Source organism: Acaryochloris sp. 'Moss Beach' (assembly GCF_021497025.1).
GTDB classification, from domain to species: Bacteria; Cyanobacteriota; Cyanobacteriia; order Thermosynechococcales; family Thermosynechococcaceae; genus Acaryochloris; species Acaryochloris marina_A.
In genome coordinates this window covers 4,746,875-4,765,753 of sequence record NZ_CP071717.1, presented here as the reverse complement: position 1 = coordinate 4,765,753, position 18,879 = coordinate 4,746,875, and the positions used below count along the sequence as shown (strand labels likewise).

22 protein-coding genes are annotated in these 18,879 nt (G+C 46.4%); 10 read left to right on the top strand and 12 right to left on the bottom strand.

What is annotated here, in order from left to right; all coding sequences use genetic code 11:
* Window positions 1-24: 24 nt before the first annotated feature.
* Window positions 25-375 carry a hypothetical protein gene (locus HRE53_RS22455; protein ID WP_235108012.1) on the top strand — a complete coding sequence of 117 codons (351 nt, stop codon included), beginning with the start codon at window positions 25-27 and terminating at the stop codon, window positions 373-375.
* On the opposite strand, the gene HRE53_RS22450 is transcribed toward HRE53_RS22455, so the two are convergent.
* Together HRE53_RS22450 and HRE53_RS22445 are read right to left on the bottom strand one after the other, a co-directional pair.
* The gene (locus HRE53_RS22450; RefSeq protein WP_235108011.1) at window positions 361-645 is read right to left on the bottom strand and encodes a hypothetical protein; all 285 of its coding nucleotides are present in this window, start codon (window positions 643-645) and stop codon (window positions 361-363) included. The genes HRE53_RS22455 and HRE53_RS22450 overlap by 15 nt on opposite strands.
* Window positions 642-1,439: a DUF1206 domain-containing protein gene (locus HRE53_RS22445; protein ID WP_235108010.1), complete on the bottom strand. Its 798-nt coding sequence runs from the start codon at window positions 1,437-1,439 to the stop codon at window positions 642-644. The genes HRE53_RS22450 and HRE53_RS22445 overlap by 4 nt, the downstream gene beginning before the upstream one ends.
* A gap of 580 nt (window positions 1,440-2,019) precedes the next feature.
* Between HRE53_RS22445 and HRE53_RS22440 the strand changes: the two genes are divergently transcribed.
* Complete coding sequence (locus HRE53_RS22440) at window positions 2,020-2,505, top strand: response regulator (protein WP_212665386.1); 486 nt, start codon at window positions 2,020-2,022, stop codon at window positions 2,503-2,505.
* A gap of 58 nt (window positions 2,506-2,563) precedes the next feature.
* On the opposite strand, the gene HRE53_RS22435 is transcribed toward HRE53_RS22440, so the two are convergent.
* Window positions 2,564-2,938, bottom strand: coding sequence for a DUF2294 domain-containing protein (locus tag HRE53_RS22435; RefSeq protein ID WP_235108009.1), 375 nt, complete (start codon window positions 2,936-2,938; stop codon window positions 2,564-2,566).
* A gap of 284 nt (window positions 2,939-3,222) precedes the next feature.
* On the opposite strand from HRE53_RS22435, the gene HRE53_RS22430 reads away from it, so the two are divergent.
* From HRE53_RS22430 to HRE53_RS22410, 5 genes are all read left to right on the top strand, one after another.
* Complete coding sequence (locus HRE53_RS22430) at window positions 3,223-3,405, top strand: CsbD family protein (RefSeq protein WP_212665384.1); 183 nt, start codon at window positions 3,223-3,225, stop codon at window positions 3,403-3,405.
* 176 nt (window positions 3,406-3,581) lie between these two features.
* Window positions 3,582-4,580, top strand: a complete 999-nt coding sequence (locus HRE53_RS22425) for a TIGR00341 family protein (protein ID WP_235108008.1) — start codon at window positions 3,582-3,584, stop codon at window positions 4,578-4,580.
* A 99-nt stretch (window positions 4,581-4,679) separates the two neighbouring features.
* Window positions 4,680-5,699, top strand: a complete 1,020-nt coding sequence (locus HRE53_RS22420; protein ID WP_235108007.1) for a YihY/virulence factor BrkB family protein — start codon at window positions 4,680-4,682, stop codon at window positions 5,697-5,699.
* A 61-nt stretch (window positions 5,700-5,760) separates the two neighbouring features.
* Window positions 5,761-6,894, top strand: coding sequence for a TIGR00341 family protein (locus HRE53_RS22415; protein WP_235108006.1), 1,134 nt, complete (start codon window positions 5,761-5,763; stop codon window positions 6,892-6,894).
* Window positions 6,895-6,957: 63 nt separating this feature from the next.
* On the top strand, window positions 6,958-9,771 hold the full coding sequence (locus tag HRE53_RS22410) for a hypothetical protein (protein WP_235108005.1): 2,814 nt from the start codon (window positions 6,958-6,960) through the stop codon (window positions 9,769-9,771).
* A 5-nt stretch (window positions 9,772-9,776) separates the two neighbouring features.
* On the opposite strand, the gene HRE53_RS22405 is transcribed toward HRE53_RS22410, so the two are convergent.
* The 7 genes from HRE53_RS22405 to HRE53_RS22380 form a co-directional block, all read right to left on the bottom strand.
* Window positions 9,777-10,277, bottom strand: coding sequence for a hypothetical protein (locus tag HRE53_RS22405; protein ID WP_235108004.1), 501 nt, complete (start codon window positions 10,275-10,277; stop codon window positions 9,777-9,779).
* A 64-nt stretch (window positions 10,278-10,341) separates the two neighbouring features.
* Window positions 10,342-10,596, bottom strand: coding sequence for a hypothetical protein (locus HRE53_RS22400; protein ID WP_235108003.1), 255 nt, complete (start codon window positions 10,594-10,596; stop codon window positions 10,342-10,344).
* 81 nt (window positions 10,597-10,677) lie between these two features.
* The gene (locus tag HRE53_RS22395) at window positions 10,678-11,055 is read right to left on the bottom strand and encodes a hypothetical protein (protein ID WP_235108002.1); all 378 of its coding nucleotides are present in this window, start codon (window positions 11,053-11,055) and stop codon (window positions 10,678-10,680) included.
* Window positions 11,056-11,095: 40 nt separating this feature from the next.
* Complete coding sequence (locus HRE53_RS22390; RefSeq protein WP_235108001.1) at window positions 11,096-11,329, bottom strand: hypothetical protein; 234 nt, start codon at window positions 11,327-11,329, stop codon at window positions 11,096-11,098.
* Between the two features lie 984 nt (window positions 11,330-12,313).
* Window positions 12,314-12,442 carry a hypothetical protein gene (locus tag HRE53_RS34545; protein ID WP_255800889.1) on the bottom strand — a complete coding sequence of 43 codons (129 nt, stop codon included), beginning with the start codon at window positions 12,440-12,442 and terminating at the stop codon, window positions 12,314-12,316.
* A gap of 439 nt (window positions 12,443-12,881) precedes the next feature.
* Window positions 12,882-13,727: an IS4 family transposase gene (locus HRE53_RS22385; RefSeq protein WP_235111169.1), complete on the bottom strand. Its 846-nt coding sequence runs from the start codon at window positions 13,725-13,727 to the stop codon at window positions 12,882-12,884.
* The gene (locus HRE53_RS22380) at window positions 13,709-13,948 is read right to left on the bottom strand and encodes a transposase (protein ID WP_235107289.1); all 240 of its coding nucleotides are present in this window, start codon (window positions 13,946-13,948) and stop codon (window positions 13,709-13,711) included. Before HRE53_RS22380 ends, HRE53_RS22385 begins: the two co-directional genes overlap by 19 nt.
* Window positions 13,949-14,060: 112 nt before the next feature.
* Here HRE53_RS22380 and HRE53_RS22375 point away from each other — a divergent pair, with 112 nt between their 5' ends.
* From HRE53_RS22375 to HRE53_RS22365, 3 genes are all read left to right on the top strand, one after another.
* On the top strand, window positions 14,061-14,267 hold the full coding sequence (locus HRE53_RS22375; RefSeq protein ID WP_255801493.1) for a DUF1830 domain-containing protein: 207 nt from the start codon (window positions 14,061-14,063) through the stop codon (window positions 14,265-14,267).
* A 3-nt stretch (window positions 14,268-14,270) separates the two neighbouring features.
* Window positions 14,271-14,672: a hypothetical protein gene (locus HRE53_RS22370; RefSeq protein ID WP_235107999.1), complete on the top strand. Its 402-nt coding sequence runs from the start codon at window positions 14,271-14,273 to the stop codon at window positions 14,670-14,672.
* A 165-nt stretch (window positions 14,673-14,837) separates the two neighbouring features.
* Complete coding sequence (locus tag HRE53_RS22365) at window positions 14,838-15,941, top strand: site-2 protease family protein (RefSeq protein ID WP_235107998.1); 1,104 nt, start codon at window positions 14,838-14,840, stop codon at window positions 15,939-15,941.
* Window positions 15,942-16,430: 489 nt separating this feature from the next.
* On the opposite strand, the gene HRE53_RS22360 is transcribed toward HRE53_RS22365, so the two are convergent.
* Both HRE53_RS22360 and psbU read right to left on the bottom strand, forming a co-directional pair.
* Entirely contained in the window at window positions 16,431-17,618 is a 1,188-nt protein-coding gene (locus tag HRE53_RS22360) for a peptidylprolyl isomerase (RefSeq protein WP_235107997.1), read from the bottom strand.
* Between the two features lie 260 nt (window positions 17,619-17,878).
* On the bottom strand, window positions 17,879-18,298 hold the full coding sequence (gene psbU, locus HRE53_RS22355; RefSeq protein WP_235107996.1) for a photosystem II complex extrinsic protein PsbU: 420 nt from the start codon (window positions 18,296-18,298) through the stop codon (window positions 17,879-17,881).
* Between the last annotated feature and the right edge of the window lie 581 nt (window positions 18,299-18,879).

Below are 18,879 nucleotides of genomic sequence, written 5' to 3'. Positions count from 1 at the left end.
ATTGTTTTTTAAGGAAATACCCCTATGTCTAATACCCATTTAAACCAGCCTCGAACAACGTCTACCGATGAAGAAATCATCATTGATCAAGAAGTTCGCCATACTGATGGGACCGTGCGTCGTCGACGAGAAACACTACGCAGTGATGATCCAGCAGTAGAGGAGCGTATCGAGCGGGCTCGATTACAAACGGAGCGCCAGCTCCAAATCCGAGATAACGATAATGCGGCGCGGGGCCTTCTGGTTGGCATCATTGCCACAACCTTCCTAGGTTTAGGCATTTTAGCCTGGTACCTGTTTACCAATAACCAGAATACTGAGGTAACGCCAGTTGTGGTTCCGGCCCAACCCTCTGAACCCTCAACACCCCCCTGATATCAATATCACCTTACCTAACCCACCTGCGGCGGAAAGCACCACGGAAACTGCGCCGACCCAGCCCACCATTATCCAAACCCAACCCGCACCTCCCCAGCCATTACCATCAACGCCGCCTACTAGTGAAGTCGCTCCGGCAACCAACTCCGAATCCACTGCCCCAGAGCCAGCGAATTCCGCCGCCCCCCAATGAACCCACCAGTAATGAACCCACGAGTCCTGCGCCTGCTGAATCCTCCACCACCGCTCCATAGTGATTGAGGTCAAGGTAGTTCAATCTGACGATACCGGGCTTGGAGTCCCATATGGACCCCGTAAGCTATCAACCCTACGGCCACCAGTGACAACAGCCCTGGTCCGTAGGGTTGTTGTTTAATGGTTACCAAAGCCCCCTCTGATGATCTGACTTTGTCTGCATCAAAGGCATGGGCCGCTTGCATGACATACCCGCCAATAATGGCAAAGATGATCCCTCTTGCTAAGTATCCTGCCCGACCAATCGCTACAACAACGGTACGCTGCTGGGTATTCATGGTGCCCAGCTTGAGTCGCTGGCGGAAATCAGCCTTCAAGGTTCGATAGAAAAAGGTGATACCGATGCCCAGGACACCGATGCCGACACCGCCCACCAGCCATTGACCAAAGGGCCAGGATAAGACTTTTGCGGTCCAGAATTGGGTCTGTTCTGACTCCTCCTTCACCCCTTGAATAATCTCCACGGCGGTATAGGCCAACGCACCATAGGCCAGACTACTCATGCCACAGCCCGCCCGCTTGAACCAGTGCTTGAGGCTCTTGCCGTCAGACTCTGGGTAAAGTACGGCTTGGATCAAACGCCCAAAGGAGTATCCAGCTAGCCCAACGGCAACAATGATCAGTAAAAGGTTGCCTAAAGGTTGATGTGCGATCGCACGTAGGACTCCCTGGGTATCCTGGGCTTGTTGACGATAGGTTAAGGCAGCTTGAACTGCCAGAATGCCTAACAAAATATAGACAAACCCTTTCATCAGAAAGCCAAAGCGAATCCACCTTTCAATCCAGCGAGCGGGTTTACCTTTCATGAAGGATGGATTGGTTTGTCAATCAAGGGGAAAGGAACAAAATTCATCTCAGTAGAAAAGCGACTGTTGAGTATGTGGATTGAGATATCTCTGTGGGAGAGAACATTCTCCGTGATTTCTCCATCCACTATATCCTCAGAAAGATGTAGAGATTGCCTAGGCTCTCTAATTCAAGAAGAAGATCGCATCGTTTTCTGGAGAAGAATCGTTATGGCAAGTGGAGAAATCTAGCAATAGCTAATAACCTTTCCCTCATTGCCCAAGTATCAACCGAGACCACAGAAGATAAAGGCTTCCAAATGTTTTAGCTTCTATTTTTTTGTTGGAGTGTGGCAAATACTATAAAGATATTCACCAAGTATTTTATAATTAATTTATAATTCAGATAATCAGGCTTTGGCTTTGCTAGCTTGATTCTCTCTTTCCTCATTACAGTCAGAATATTTTTGAGCAAAGAGCCTTCGCCCAGTAAAGCCTAAAACGGACCAATCCACCCTAAGTGCCTTTCTGCCACTCATGGAATGCTTCGTTCTCCTATTTGAGGAGACAGTCATTCTCGGTACTTGTCCCGGTGGAGCATATGGATTTTCTTTCTTCTATCCCTGATCAAGATATTGCCTCTAGTACTGGCAGCAGTTTCTCTAGGAAGCGGCGCCCCTTAATTTTGGTTGTTGAAGACGATCAGGATAATCTATTGCTGCTATATCATCTGGTCACAAGCTTGGGGTGCAATGTGTTGCTAGCCCAAGAGGGACGGGCTGGTCTGGCTATCATTCAAGAAACTTGGCCAGATCTGGTGCTTCTTGATATTGTTATGCCTCACATGAATGGCTTTGAAGTTCTCCAGCACCTGCGGCAGCTTCCTGAAGCTCAATCCGTCTCCATTGTTGCAGTCACGGGTCTGGCGAGTTCAGAAGAGAAACATCAACTGTTGCAATCTGGATGTTGTGACTATCTCTGTAAACCCTATCTTATTGATGATCTACAATCCTTGATTTGCCGACACTTGGGGTTTCAGACCATGCCCCAACTGATTGAGCCATTCAATGTAGCGATTAGAGCTTAATTCTGACCAGAGGGAAAAATGTATGTGGGAAGAAGATCAGGGTTAACCTCCGCCCATCTTAATTTGAACTGCGGAGAGTGGGCATTTCCTCTAGCACCGCAATAATACCTGTTAGTCCTGACTCTAGAGTCACATCGCTGAGCAAGTCTGTGACATTAACCCCTGCAATGTCTTCTACCAAACTTTTCAGTTGTGGCTTCATGAAATCATCCAGATTAGTCCGCACCTTCTCAGCTAAGTCCTCTTGTCCACCTTGGGCCAAGATTTGCTCAGGCTGGGTCAAGGAATCTTCCAGAATAATGATAAATTTCTCCCCACAAAGCTGGCAGCTGACTTTGCTAGGTTTCTGACCTAACTCATGGCGATATAACGCCTGCACTTTTTGGGCAAGAGAGCGCTCTAGTTGTCCTCGCGTGGGTGTGTCTGATGCCATTACCGATTTACCTCCAAAGCAAGTTGAGACTTAGAACGCTACTAGTCACTGATACGGATTAATTCAAGCTGCTAGATGATGTCCAGTTTAATTGTAGAGACAACCGTAGCATCTTCGATCAGTTTGGGTTGAGGAGAGGGAGCCAGTAGGGGTGAGAGTCTCTCAGGATCGATATCTACCTTTAGGAATACTCATCAACCCATCTTGGGGTAGAGTCCCAGCCAGTGGACCGACTGATAGATTAATGACATCGCCAAAACTACTGACAATAAAGGAGTTCCACAATGAGTATTGAAGATAGAGTAAACGCCACGGTTAAGAATCTAGAAGGTAAAGGCCAAGAAGTCATGGGTGACCTCACCGGCAATCCTCAAGACCGTGAGGAAGGACGAGCCAAGCAGTCTGAAGCTGCAGTTCAACATACCGTTGAAAATATCAAAGATGACATTAAGCAAGCCATCGACTAGCAGATGTGGCTGATTTTAGATGACAGTTTTATGTCTGTGTCTCTCAATTCTAGGTAGCACGATGCTACCTAGAATTTTTATATCGGGGCGATCTGCTTATGGGGTCTAAACCCCATCAACATAGAGCAGCTTTTTGAGTCCTCAACACTTTTCTAAATTAATTTAAGTGCTTTTTTATGAACCTGCGATTGCTGGAAATTGATACCTCGAACACGCAACAGGATCAGGTCTTGGCCTTGTTAAAAGCGTTCCCTTGCCTAGACGTTTGGCAAAGTTCAGGATCTGAACAAATCAGTATCCGAGTCACATTGCCAACGACTCAAGTGGAAGCGGTTCTCAATCAATTACGGGAGCATCTACCTGAATTGGGTAACCCCAGAGTAATGATTTTGCCTATCGAAACAATGTGGCCAATGCCAGACTTAGATGCTCCTTGCAACCAAGCGACTGCACGACTCAGTCGAGAGGAAATCTATACCAATGTTGCCCAACCGCTCCAATTATCTTGGACTCAGTTGGGTATGGTGACCTTGTCAACGCTGATTGCAGCCATTGGACTTTTAAAAAGTAGTGAAGCCATTATTATTGGGGCGATGGTTTTAGCTCCTTTGCTCCAACCGATCTTAGGGGTGGCAGTGGCCGCAGTGTTAGGGGACTCTGTCTTGGCCAAACGGTCGATCAAGATTGGCAGCATCAGCATCGGTCTCGCTTTAGGTCTATCGATACTGCTGGGAATCGTGTTTCCCATCTCAACCGATCTGCCAGAGATCATGGCACGGGTGAGTGTTGGTCCTTTGGATGTGGGGTTAGCGATCGCAGCCGGTATCGCCAGTGCCCTGTCGTTGACAACGGATAATCAAAACGCCATCGTGGGGGTGATGGTGGCTGTCGCTTTACTACCACCGCTAGTTGTCTTGGGGTTACTCTTAGGATCCGGTGAATGGACCTTAGCCCCAGGCGCACTCCTATTAGTGGTGACCAATATAATCGGCTTGAATCTGGCAGCAACCACAACTTTGATGGCCCAAAATATTCAACCCCAGTCCCAGCGATGGCAGGCGCAGCATTATACCCAATGGGTGATCGGGATTGGTATGGTGTTCGTTTTAGGGATTATGAGTATGGTGACTTGGCAACATTCTTCGATTTTGGGTGCGTTCTTGCAAAGGATCTAATTGATTCAGTCTTGTTAGAACTGTCAGGTTCGGCCTATGGCCTAGGTAAAAACAGGTAGTAATCCTCAGTACCAACTTCTATACATCAGGGAATCAAGCATGTCCGTCGATAGCATATTTTGGCTACTCAAGATGACCGGGCTAGAGTGGCAACGGGATAAAGCCTCCAGATTAGCCGCAGCCTTGGCTTACTACACGGCATTTTCACTGGCCCCTGTTTTAGTAATCGTGATTGCGATCGCAAGTTTAGCCTTTGGCCAACGCATGGTCCAAGGAGAAGTGATGGAACAGTTCAACAACTGGCTAGGACCTGATGGGGCTGCCGTCATTCGCGTGATGATTCGGGGAACCCAAATGCAAGGATCAGGAATTAGGGCCACTCTGAGTAGCCTGGCATTACTATTTGTGGGGTCAACGGGATTATTTACCAACCTCAAGGATGCCCTGAATACCATTTGGCGAATTCAGCCCAAACCGGATCGAGGTTGGCAGGGATTTATTCGCGATCGCATCTTGGCATTTGTGATGGTTCTCGGGGTAGGGTTGATCTTGATTCTGACCCTAGGGATAAGCACGGGGCTGACTGCAGTTGGCAATAGCGCTAGTACTTATATCAGTCATTGGGTTTATATCGGGCGGGCGTTAGATGCTGTTTTTTCATTTAGCATCATTACCTTGATCGTGGCCTTAATCTATAAAATCTTGCCAGATGTCAATATTCAATGGAGCGACGTTTGGATTGGGGCATCCCTGACCTCTTTATTGTTTGCTTTAGGCAAATTCTTAATCAGCCTTTATCTGAGTAAAAATAGCCTCAGTTCGACCTACGGAGCCGCAGGGTCTTTGGCTGTCACCCTGTTATGGGTTAATTACTCCGCGCAAATATTCTTTTTTGGTGCCGAGCTGACCCAAGTGTACACCAACCGATTTGGCTCTCAGATTCGTCCAGCACGCTATGCCACAGCCCTGCAAGCCCCAACCGATTGGGTAGAGTCAAGCCGCTCCCAGGCCAAACGGCAGAAGTCTCAATCACCTTCTAAACATGGACCCATCCGCAATTTGTCTCTATGGGGAAAGACGTTCTTTAAAAAACTATTGAATCGAAAGACTCATCGATAGCATCACGGTCGATCGAGTAGAGATATGCTCAAGGTTAAGCCCCCTTAAGGATCTTTGATCCATGACTAAATTCCCATCAAAGCTACGCACCTATTTCTATAAAAGTCGTAGAGGACTAGTCTTAGCAAAAAAAGAAGTCTTTGAATTTTGGAATCAAAATAGCGGTGATTGGAGTTGGGCTGCCGAGAAACCCAGACCCATAGCAGCCGTCAATCGGAGTTTGTGGAAAACCTCCGTACCTTCCCTCAGCTTCTATGCCATGTTGGGATTGTCGAGTGTGATTGCCACCCTTGGACTACTGTCAGGTAGTGCCGCCGTGATCATCGGAGCCATGATCATTGCGCCATTGATGGGATCTATCCTTGGCATTGCCTATGCCATTGTCGTCGGGAATCGTCGTTTATTAAAGCGATCTGCTCTCACAACCTTCAAGGGGATTTTGCTGTCAATTCTAGCCGCAGTCTTGATCACATTATTGTTTGGCCTCACCCAATCTAATGCAGAGATCCTAGCTCGGGTGAGACCCACACTGATCGATCTAGGAGTAGCGATAGCTGCTGGAGCCGCCGGAGCGTTTGCCATATCTCGTCGTCAAGTCGAAAATGCCCTGTCTGGGGTTGCTATTTCCGTGGCGCTGGTCCCACCTCTCAGCGTGATCGGCATTGGGATTGCTTGGTGGAATCCCCGAGTGGCCTTGGGAGCTAGCGTTCTCTTTGCCACCAATTTGACGGGCATTATTTTTAGTGGGGCGTTAATCTTTCTATGGCAACAGTACGGTTCCATTGAACGGGCAAAAAAAGGGTTAGTGGCAGGTTTTCTGACCCTATTTATACTGGGTATCCCGTTGGGCTGGTCACTGCGCAACATTCTGATTGAGGAGCGGGTACATCGGCAAATTGTTCTCATTCTTAGCCGCCAAACCCTAACCTTTGCAGATACAGAGATTAGAAAAGTGGATGTGCAACCTCAGCTCAATGGCGTCTATGTGGAATTAGAGGTGGCGGCCAAAGCGAATTCTATCTCCCAATACCAAGTCACACTGGTGAGGAACTTATTGACCGAGCAGTTGGGCCAACCCATTCAATTGAAAGTACGGGTGGTCCCCATAGAAATCTTTGAAGAACTATCCAACACGCCTACCCAAGCAACTTTTGCAAGTTCAATCTCGGCATGTCCCTCAGACGGCATCGGATGATTAACCCTCGTTTACACAATCCCCTGGCATCGCCTGCGTCACCAAAGAACTTTAGAGATAGACATGATGAATAGATTAAATATAGTCTCGCCTATCCCACCCATAGAAACAGTTACTGTACTTTCCAGTGGACGGATCATCATTGTGATCTTGGCAGGACTTCTATTTGGTCTGGCCTTCCAGTTATTACTGGCCAACTTGGGCATTGCCATTGGATTATCTGTCTTTAACCTCCGCCCTAATTCCCAACCTGCAGATAAGTCTTCTGAAGGAACTGGAGAATCTAGCTTTGAGGTGATCGCCATTATCGGTATAGCCGCAGGCTTAGGGATTATGCTCTCCATCGATGGGGTATTGTTTGCCGCCTGTTTTCTGGCTGTCAAGCTCAGTCAGATTACTGACCCCTGGTTAGGTAGCGTGTTAGGGGGATTAATTTGGTCTGTTTATCTGATTTTGCTGACTTGGCTGAGTACATCGGCAGTAGGCACCATCGCTGATGCCGTATTGGGGTATACCCGGACGGGATTGCGGCGGTTGTTTGGGGCGGTGAGTCAGCTATTCACCCCTGAAACATCCGGCTCCAGCCAGCCAGATTCAGTATCAATCGAAACGGCTAGGCAAGCCTTATTCCAAACCATTGAAGAGATGGATGTGACCCTGATCTTGGAGAATGCCCTAGCAGAGCTAAACCCCAAAAGTCCCTCACAACAAGCACATCTCTCGCAGATAATAGAAGAGGTTATCGCTCAGTCTGAGCGTAACAATGGCATCGATCTCGATCAGATCATCCAGTCGCTGCAGGCGCACATTGAGCTACCCGAGACTGATCTGGAGCAACTGCGCCACCAGATGCAAGCGCTAGAGCAGGATCTAAACGATCGCACCCTGCAACCCGATGCATTGGCTGACTTGAAACACTTCCTGGCAACTGCTGATCCATCCGACCTAAAACCAGAGTCACTAGAGACCAAGCTCGTCCAAATCGAAACGTCTGATTCTTCTCAGCCTTGGAGTGGGCTGAAAAATGTAGACGTCAAAGGACTGTTCCGTACAGCCCTCCGACGGGTCGATTTGTCTGATTGGGATGTCCAGCGAATTTGGCAGTTATTGCAATCTACCCAAGAAAAGCTGACAGGGTCTACGCAGCCTGAGCAGCCCGTGAACATCATTCAGCTTGATGTTGAAGACTATCTCTTACATACTCCGGTTTGGAATTTGAAACCAGAGGTGATTGACGTTGATTTTAAAGAAGTGATTTATGACCCTGAAGCTGATCCAGTGCTGATTCACCAGCAATTGACGCTCCTCAACCCTAATCAAATGCGGTTGTTTCTCCAGGAACGAAAAGATCTATCCTCTGTTCAACAATCTGAAATTGCTGATGCTTTAGATCGAGTCCGACAAAGTGTTTTAGAGCAGGTGCAGCCCTCTCCAGAGCTGAATGATGCTTGTCCAGATACATTACATCAACTTCAACAAAAACTGGAATCCTATTGCCGTTATACGTCTATCAGCAAACTGAGTCCAGCAGGCATTGCACAGAAGTTGCCAGACCTCATCGAAGAGATACAGATTCCCGCGACAGTTCTAGCTCAGGAAATGCCAGAACTAGATATCAAACCCTTACAAGCAATCCTAAAACGACGTAAAGGCTTAAAGCCAAACCAGAGAAAGGCACTATTAGCAGCAATGACTGAGACATGGCAACGGCTCTTGCCAGACTCCGGGGTATCTCCCACTTTGCCCCCTCCATTACAAAAGCAGATCGGGGCAATCATTGCAGAACGGTTGCAAAAAGCGGAGGCAGAATCTATGACGTTAGAAGACCTAAAGCCTCATCTAGTGGAACTCATAGATCGGCCTGCATCGGGTTTAACGACCCTCAATCAATATCTAGGTCAACTGGATTGGATGGCTTTAGCCCAAGACCTGCGCCAGGAGTATTCCCTCAACCCCCAGCAGCTTGACTCAATCCTGACTGAATTACAGGAAGAGTGGCAGCAACTCGCGAAGGTTCCCCGTCGGTGGGCTAGGCGCACCCAACATACCGCCCAAGATTGGCAAACCCAACTGCAGCGATATCTCAAATATCAAGATCGATCTGCTTTAACGGAGATCGAATCTCTAGAACAAAACTTACGGACTCTAGTGGATGGGATTAAAGATGGGGTTGTAGATTCTAACAGGAAAGAACAATCCTCCGGGACATTGCCCCAGCTTCCTAAACAGTCCGATATCATTGCCGTTCTTGAAGACCGAAAGGATTTGACGGTTGCCGAGATTGAGCAAATTGCTGGGCGAGTAACATCAACCTGGAAGACAGTTGACGACGAAGTCCACCATCTACAGGAAAAAGCTCAATCATCTCTGAATACTGTTGCGACTAAAGTCCAAGAGATATTGAACTCGATTTCTGATTCAACTCCTGACCCAGAAAAGCTGCAAGAAAAACTGAGTCAATCCTTGCCCAATGTAGAGATAAAACCATTAGGGGAGAGTCTCCAATCTTGGGTTCAAAAAGCGCCAGTGGCACTGTTAGAAGAATCATCTTGGCAGCAGATTCGCGATCGCATCACCCATACCACCCAAACCACCTACCACAAACTCATCCACACCCGTGACGATCTAGAAGATACGGTCAAACATCAGCTTTCTCAGCAAGCCGATGCCCTCCAGGATCAATTATTAGAGCAGGTCGATCAACTGCAAACCGATCTGCAACAACAAGCCACAGAACTCAAGCGGGAAACACAACGTCAGGCCGATAAAGTGCGTCAGTCAGCTGCGATCGCAGCTTGGTGGCTATTTGCCATTGCCTTAACCTCAGGGATGACTTCAGCCCTATCAGGTTTTTTGGCCATCAGAGGGTTCAAATAAAAGTCCTACTGTTGTAACCAGGCAGAAGGGACACTCTGCCATTGGGCAGGGAGCTGGTCTTGGCGATTCACTGCAACTTGTTTACAGGTCGCCAATAGACGCTGGTCATTTTGGCTCAAGGTATTAATTGGATGCAGAGAAGATAAATCGATATTAACGGTCGCTTGCTCCGTCTGCATTGCCGCTAGCATAACGCCAGACAACGCTTCTGACTTGGAGTTGAAGTTACCAATAAGGCACCGGAACTCAGAACGAGGATAATAGGAAGCGCCCACTACCGTATCTCCAAACTGTTCGAACACCACATAGCCTTGTTGCAGTTGATTAGGCTGCTTGACTTGCCCATACAAATAAGACTCATCGCTAGTTTCGACCATAGGCTGATTGGGCTGAACTGCCTGACTAGGAAGAGCTTGAGCACTTGCCATGTTCACTCCTAAGCTTAGAGCGATGAAGGTTTTGGTTAGGGTATAGCGCTGGGAATTCATCAGAGGGAAAAATTGCATGATTTGAGAAGGACGGATTTATCGGTACTTTTTAGAGATCGTTGGCATCAGGGAGTGACCGCGACTACAAGCTAGAAGGGCTCTCTGGGGCAATCTCTATACCAGGTAAGACCATGACCGTCTGCTGATCTGCGATCAAATCACGCAATTCATCAATTTCTACACCAATACTTTGGCAGGCGTCTTGTACGGCTGCTATAAATTCCTCAGTCTTCTCGGGGTAACCGCATCGTTGAGCTGCAAGTTTAGACCCTTTCTTTGCATTTGCTTTGGCACAGTTAATGAGTTCAATGCCTGTTAACGGTGATGAGGCTGCCATATATTTTCTCCTAGAGGACGACAATGCTCCCAGCGGAATAGCTTGGGAAACTTCGAATGATTGAAGGGGGGTGAAAGATGACTATGCAGCCGCTCTTAAGCTAGCTCCAGTCATGATTTCCACTTCTGACTCAGATAAGTAAAACCAAGGCTGTTCAGAAGTATCCAACGTCATTCCTTCTCGCTTGTTTTGAATGGGTATTTTGCGATATTCACCCAGTAAATTTAACGGTTCAGGGGTTGGCATTAACCAACAGGTCCGATCTGGATCAATTTGATAGTCTTGCGTTACACCTGCTGCGATCACTTCCAATTTTTTAATGGGTAAGGTTTCATCTACCTGATCAGAGTTTTTGATGATGACCACATCAAAATCAGGCCTGCGACAAATCGTCAAGGTACAAGATGATATCCGCTGATCTATCCCCATAAATGGATAGGTTATTTGTTCAAAAAACATGGAAATTTCTATCTCTAATTTAATAATCAGTTGCTTATGATCACGAGTTAATTTGAGGAATGATGAGTGCAGTCGTGGGTGGCTCCTGAAGCACGGGTGAAATTTCAATAGCAACCTCTCGGTGCTTAAAAATGTATTCACCACAATCTGCCAGATCATCTAAACCTATCCAGGTCAATCCAAGTTCTGAAACAACCCAAACGATGATTGAGATCAATAATCTCTTCCACCGAATATGGGTCATTGCCATCGAATATTGGATTCCTAGTTGCACCTGGATTTAACTCCATTCATACTGTTGCCCTTTAAGACTAAGCGTTTTGCTTATGCTCTACATCAGGCCCGAGAGGGAGTTGATGGAGAAGATATCTCTATCTAAAGACTTAGAACTAAATAAGTTGAGGGGAAGAAACAGTGTCAGTACTAATTGCGATTTGGATCGTTGAATGAGTATTTACTCAGTAGTGAGATCGCGAAGAGAGGACTGATCCTTGGCAATGGCATTCTCAATAAAAAAATGGCTCTGAAGCATTGATGTCTATGCCATTTAGGGCTTTTTATGATAACTGCGATCGCAAGTCGTATTCTTATCACACCTTTCCCCATAGAAATGATTCCAAGGGTATCAACAGTGTATTTTGCAAACTTTTGCGATGAATTTGGCCCCGGTAGTGACCCCGATGTATTGTTGAGAACACCTAACAGAACTACTGTCAGGCGGATCTAACTACAAGTAACACTTCCTTCACACGGAAGAGGTCACTGATTCGAACCCAGTATCGCCCATCATTTTTGAACTATAGCTGCATAGGCTTTCAGACAGAACACCCCACAAAGAATTGTGGAGTGTGCAGAATGTCCAAACAAGGATATAAGCGAGAAGCCACTTAAATCTTGGATAACAGATGATGATTGCTGTTCTCGTTGGTTGGCATGTAATCGTTCAGGGTCTTCACACAACTACAAAGCGCATGGAATACCGTATGGAAAGTTGAGGCAAATCTAGGAAAAGGTTTATGGGGATTTCTGCGTCAGCGGTTTTTATCCTTCTTCAGCAGATAGATGGGGATAATCGGAGCGGACCCACTGTCAATGAAGGGCTAACCCTCTGATAGGGTGGAGGGCCCTATGAGCTTATTTTTAATATGTACCAGGATGAGGTCATACCGAAACTGATGCGCAAGTTGATTGAGGACCACTTTCAGGGGCTTATGCTTGGATGAGATCTGCACCATCAGCATCAAGATAGCTTGAACATCTAGATAGGTGGCGCGTTATACAACTGTTGAGTCCAATCGATAGGTTGGAACTTCTCCTTGTCGGCGACCCATTGTTCTATGGCACGATGGATGAGGCTCTCTGCGCCAACTGGATGAGATCTTTTCATGGATGGAAGCGTATCGCGCTTCGGTTCAGTGTTGTGGCTACAAGATGAGCTTGCTAACTTTACTTTACTCATGGAGTGTTGTCTTTTGTGCTCAAGGGATCGCTTGTTATCCGTTTATGGGCATCATTGACATTGGTATTGAGATCGCTGCCGTGATTCCTTCCTGCCTGATTTACTCCAAAGCCACAGCTACTTAGCCATGCATCCGTCTCCATCCCCTCGGTATCGTCGCTCCTTGCACAAACCCGTTCGACGAAAGACCAAACCCAAAAGTCATCCTATTGAATGTCTGTATCGGAATGAGACAGCGCAACCTCAAATTCTCAGAATTAGCAATCTGCCCTGAGGGGGCGACATGAAGGCTACAACCCAGCACAGACAAGCTCCATCGCTCTCATCCCCCGTTGATACTCAGGTAGCTTATTGGGAGAGAGTTTCATTAGCTCATCCACCAATCGAGCCAGAACTCCATCCCCGTTATGGCCCACAGATGAGCAGATAGTCCGACTCGGAATGCACTATGACGCTTGTTCGGTGAAGTGGTGGATTCGGGTCTAGTAATATAGCGCTGTAGTCCTTTTTGCTTGAGATTTTGCCCTTGCAGTGCCGCACTGGTATAGGCAATGGCAATCACAATAACGATAGCCACCAACCGTTCTTGCATGGCTTGAGAGCCTTCGAGACAATAGCCTCCTTGCTTGAAGTCCCGAAACATTTCTTCGATAGAGAAGCGTTTTTGGTAGCTGACGATAGCACTATTGAGGTCACAGAAGTTGGTGAGAATAAACCATGCTTCATCAGGTGCAAAGCCCTGATACCGTCGTTTCCACTTGGCTGCTACATTGAAAGTTCCAAAGCCTTTAGCCTGAGTGACGCGCACATCATTGAGAAATAGCTTTTGACCTGGGACAAGGCCAAACTGTTGGAGTTGTTGAGTAAACTGCTGGGCCAGAGCCACTTCGGTATTGCGCTTGAGTCGCAGACAAAAGTAGACCTTCTGTTGGCCTAACCACTGCCCCAGCTTGACGGAACAAAACTCTCGGTCACCGAGGATGACCAGACGATAGGCTGATAAATGGCGGATAACTTTGCTTAAAACAGCGGTTTGCTCGTCATAATTGCTGCTGCCCTTTTTGCAGAGGGCTTCACACCATACGGGAATAGCGCGATGTTGCCAGACCACGCTGACCATCAATAGATTAATCACTCCCCAACTCGTACGGTCGATGACGACATAAAGCTGGGAGCCTTGAGGATACTGCTGGCTCAGCCACAGCTTAACCAGCGGTAGCCAAAGCGTTTCAAGCTCAAGGGTCGGTAAGGATAAGAACCGTTGGATTTTTTTCGGCGACTGTCAAAAAGAATCGGCAGTGGCAGCCCTTCTGCTAGCGTCTCGATTTTGACGCAGCGAAGTGTTTGTAATAGATGAACGAGGATCTCTAGGAGAAGATACTGGGCAGGAGACAGTTGACGGCGTAAATGAGGTTGGTATAGTGGCAATATCATTGTCAATAAGGTGAGCTGGAGATACATCATTTGCAGCCCATCTTTTTTCTTATCTATCGGGTTATTGCACGAATAGCAAGAGGTTTACGGCGCATGTCGCCCCTTCAGCAATCTGCCCCATATGCATTGGGAACGAATGGTAATGCCAGGGCAATGCACCACTTTTCAAACCTTATCCACCGCAGAATTAGAAGTGATTGCCGGACCCATGACAGCAATGATTGCTGATCGAATTCCCTGCCGGGTATTGAGTTTGCGATCGCTAAAATCAACACCGCCTCACCTGGTATCTCAGCCTGTGTCTTGTGAAAGTTCATGAAATATGACGACCTTTCCACTCAAAACACACCTAGCACTTCTCCTCATGAGCTTTATTACGTGGGGATTTTTCGTTCTACTCGGTTTACCTGACTATTATCAAAGCTGGCCCTTCTCTGCAAAGGTTGCTATCTGTATTGCAGTCACGCTTGTTTACTTGCCATTAGCACCCTTCATTTTGAAGCGAATTGATAATCAGGATTTCGTCAAGAATTCTCTCTGGCTGGCTCTCTACCTAACCTTGCCACTATTTATTTATGACTATGTGTTGATCGTCTTAATCGGTGGAGACAATCTGTCGTTTGTGTTTCGATACTGGTATCTCTCTTTCTTTTATTTCTCGTTCTGGATTCAGTTTCCTTTGACTGCTCGCTACATCATGAATGAGCGATTAGACAGCCCTTGAATGGGGAAATAGTGGTCCTTGATTAAAACCGAATAGGACAACCGAACGATCTAGGGTGGGTAGTACGGCAAGACAGAAATTTACATTTCGTTACAATTATAAATAAGGAGCAATACCGCTGACCTGGCGAGGGGTGTTGCTCATAAATCGATTCGGAGTCTTTTCATGAACAGTAACTTTAAGTTAGGTAGCCTGTTTGGTATCCCTTTCTATCTCAATGCATCATGGTTTCTGGTGTTAGCGTTTTTCTCTTGGACCTATGGCAATGGCCTAGCAGCTCAGTTTCCAGAGTTAATCGGGATAGGACCTTGGCTTCTAGGGTTAGGAACAGCACTTTTGCTGTTTGGTTCGGTACTCGCCCATGAACTCGGTCATAGCCTGGTAGCGATGCGGCAAGGGATTGAGGTTAAATCCATTTCACTCTTTCTGTTTGGCGGACTCGCTAGTCTTGAAGAAGAATCTAAAACACCCGCAGGGGCGTTTGCTATTGCGATCGCAGGTCCTGCCGTTAGCGTTCTCCTTTGGGCGCTACTCTCCTATTCAGGCACGATGCTATCCCTCAGCGGCCCGATTGCCGCCATCGTTGGGTTTCTCGCCACGATCAACCTATATCTAGCATTGTTTAATATGATTCCAGGTCTACCTCTAGATGGTGGAAATGTTCTAAAAGCAGCGGTGTGGAAGATTACAGGCAATCGCTATCGAGGGATTAGAATTGCAGCACGAGCTGGACAGGTTGTGGGTGGTGTTGCGATCGCATCCGGTATCCTGAGCCTCAGTGTCTGGAATGCACTGATTGGTTGGTTCTTGTACCAAAATGCAGGGCGAGCGTTCCAATCTTCTAAACTTCAGGAAGAGCTGAGTCGATACACTGCAGCAGATGTGGTGACCGAAGGTGAGTTTGTGATTGAACTCAATGATTCCCTCCGACAGCTTGCCAATCAGGCTATCCCTTATCAGGGTAAGGTTTCTAAGTTTCTCGTCGTCGATGAGCAAGGACAGCTCGTGGGGTCCGTCAACTTAGAAGATCTGAATACTGTTCCCACTATGCAATGGCCCCAAGTGTCAGTCCAAGAAATCTTACAGCCGACAGTACTCCCTCCAGTTGTGCAGTCTAATCAATCATTGCTGGATATTGTGGCTCTTCTGGACAAGGAGAAACTACAAACCATAGCGGTGGTTAACGAAAGTGGGGCGCTGATGGGTTTGCTAGAAAAAGTAGCCATCCGTCGTCATCTTCAGCAAGGTATGGCTGCAGCATCAGCTTGAACGCTCTCCTCCGCTATTTGCCCGGTACGGTTACTGAAAAATTACAACCCTTCGCTAGTCATATAGCCCAGCCACAGTTCCCCAGCCAGCTCTTTCGTAGACCTGCCTGGGGATTGCCCTTAGCTAGTATTTAGCACTTGGCATTCTAATATCCGCTCAAGCCATTTCTAAGTAGATTTGCAACTTTGGTATAGCTTGAATCCTTTATGCACAGGGACGACAGGCTATACGCCAAATATCAAAATAGGTTCCCGTCGTCTCACAAGAACAAGATGAAGCTGAATAGGCGAGTATGGTGATCACTATTGAAACCAAAACAATCCAGAAAACGACGATACTCACAACAGTAAAAACGGAAGAGTAACTATTATCACCGCTATAAATGATTGAAAAGTTTGATTGTTGATTATTCATGATTAAAGTTATTGATTATGGATAACGAATAAATTTTGATGTAATCAATTCAGGTCTTGGCAATGGCAAAAGGGATTAAGCCAAGGACATAGGGGTGTTTTGCACTAGAATCCAATCCAGATAACGTAAAGTGAAACCATTGGGTGGAGAAATATCAACGACCCTAGCGGAACGCAGATGATCGCCATGTTGTAATTGAGCCAATACGTCTTGACCAGCAACCACATAGCCAAAAACGGCATATTGACCATCCAGCAGATTTAATCCTGCAGGAGTCAAATCGGGCTCAAATAAGTGAAAGAAAAATTGAGATGACCCACCGTTCGGGTCACCAGCAGGATGGCCCATAGCAACCGTCCCATAAGCAGAAAAAGGAAGCACAGGATCAGACAGCCCTAATTCTTCTAAAGTAGACCCATAGACTGGTTCAGAAACTCCCTTGACCATGACCTCCAAAGGAATAGAGCGATACTGACTGGTCTCCGGATCCACAAATCCAGCTTGTGGTCCTTCTGGATTTCCAGCTTGCACCACATAAGCCTCATCTTCACGGGTAAACGTTAGATCGTCATAGAACTCTCGCTGGACGAGATCCAGAAAGTTACCTGCAGTAATGGGGGCGTTATAGCCATCCACCATCATGGTGATGGGTCCCTTGCTAGTGTCGAGAACCACGACGGCTCGGCCGTTTAACTGGGGTAGAGTTTGATAGTCATTCGGTATGTTGACAGGAAATTGTGACTCCATAGAAGCTGCCAGTAAATCTATCGAATTCCAGGCTTGTGTACGTTTAGCCACAAATTGTTCTTTATTTTGTTGGTCAGACAGGATCTTTAGATCCGCTAGAGCTGCGTTAATTTGATTCATGCGGACCAAAGCCTGGGGCCAAAAGGGAGTAGGAATCGCGGCAAGAAAATCGGATGCGTCTTGATTAAAGGTTTTAATCGCCTTTGTGACCTTATTCTCAATCTCAAACCATTGTTTGGGTTGTAATCGAGCTTCTGGATCATCAAGCTGTTGAGGCATCTCTTCTAAGTATTGATGAAGGGTTTGAATGGCCTCGTTATCCACAGGTAAAGCCAGCCTCAGAATACTCATGGGATTCGTTGTTGCATTTCCGGTCGGTAAAGCCGCCCAACAAAATTCTGAAGTATGATTCAGCCAGCCTAAAGAAAGAACGGTCCCAATCAAAATGATGCCGATTACAAGTCTCGTCAGTTGATGGCAGATGACTTGCCAACCTTGCCTAGAAAATACTTGCATGGTGGATTGCCTCCACTATTGGAAACAAACGGGCAATAAAGGCTTACCCGTGCTCAACCGTTTCAAGCGTTACTTTCAGGGGTGAATGCACGGATGGAACTGGGAGCATGTCACCTTTGTAAGCTAGTATTTATACTCATCTCAAAAATCCTTGCTAGCCTTGCTTTCAGGCATCAAATTTTTAATTCCAAACTTTGTGCATTTGCAAAGGTGACATGCTCCCGATGGAACTCCCCTAAATCCCATCCGTACATTCACACTTAGGAGCGACGAACAGGATAATAAGCTCCTGGGTTATAACGATCTTGGCCGCCGATTAAAGCTGGATCTGGGGCCGTAATCGTAAAGTCACCGAGGTGCTGCTGCAGCATTTTCTTTTGAGTATCCGTTAAGCCATCAATATTTAAAACTTCTTCGACACTACTGTAGGGAGCGTTCTGAACCACTTTACCGGCGATGGTAGGGTAAAGCCCCTTATATTGGCTAAAAGCAATGACGTTGGTATTATTCAAGTCAATTTTTTGACCAAAATCTGTTTCCAGTTTGGCATCAACGGGATTTCGGTAAGTCGTAGCTAAATTAATATCCAATGCACTGGCAGGTTGTAGCCAACCCGTCAAACTCAAACAACTGGCTAAAACTAAAGCCAATACAGAAAAACGGCGAATGAATAGTCGCATATGAATAAATTCCTTCCTATTAAACAGATGTAAACGAGCGAGCAAAACTGAACAACTCAAAATCTAGATGTTCGGAAATATGAGCATTTAAACTGTCTTGGTACTGAATAAGATCAGTAGAAGGTCTGCAAGACTATAGATGAAGCAAGGTTTTCACTAACTTCGAATAGTCTAGGATGGAATATTTTTTCGTGATAATTAACCGAAAAATATTCAGATATGAATAGGGAATATTGCATAGAAATACAACATTCTCAAGCGCTTACTTAAGGAAAGCAAACTATGTTCAGCACTTCCTGATTGCTATAGGGGGGATATAACAATGGCAGGCAGAAATCCTATGAGTAATTATGATTGGCCTAGACTATCAAGTTTAAATCCCAAAGCTTGCACTAAAATGGCTGCTGGATTTTGGGAGAATCCTTAATGGAGAAACAAAGCCATTTCCTCAAATAGAATAAGCAATTGCCCATGAGATCTATTCTCTAGAGGATAGGGCCTATTAACCTAGATAGAGCCAAGGTTTGACTATAGTTGTTTTCTCTTAAGTGCTGTAAAAAGGGGAATCTATAAACTTTTTA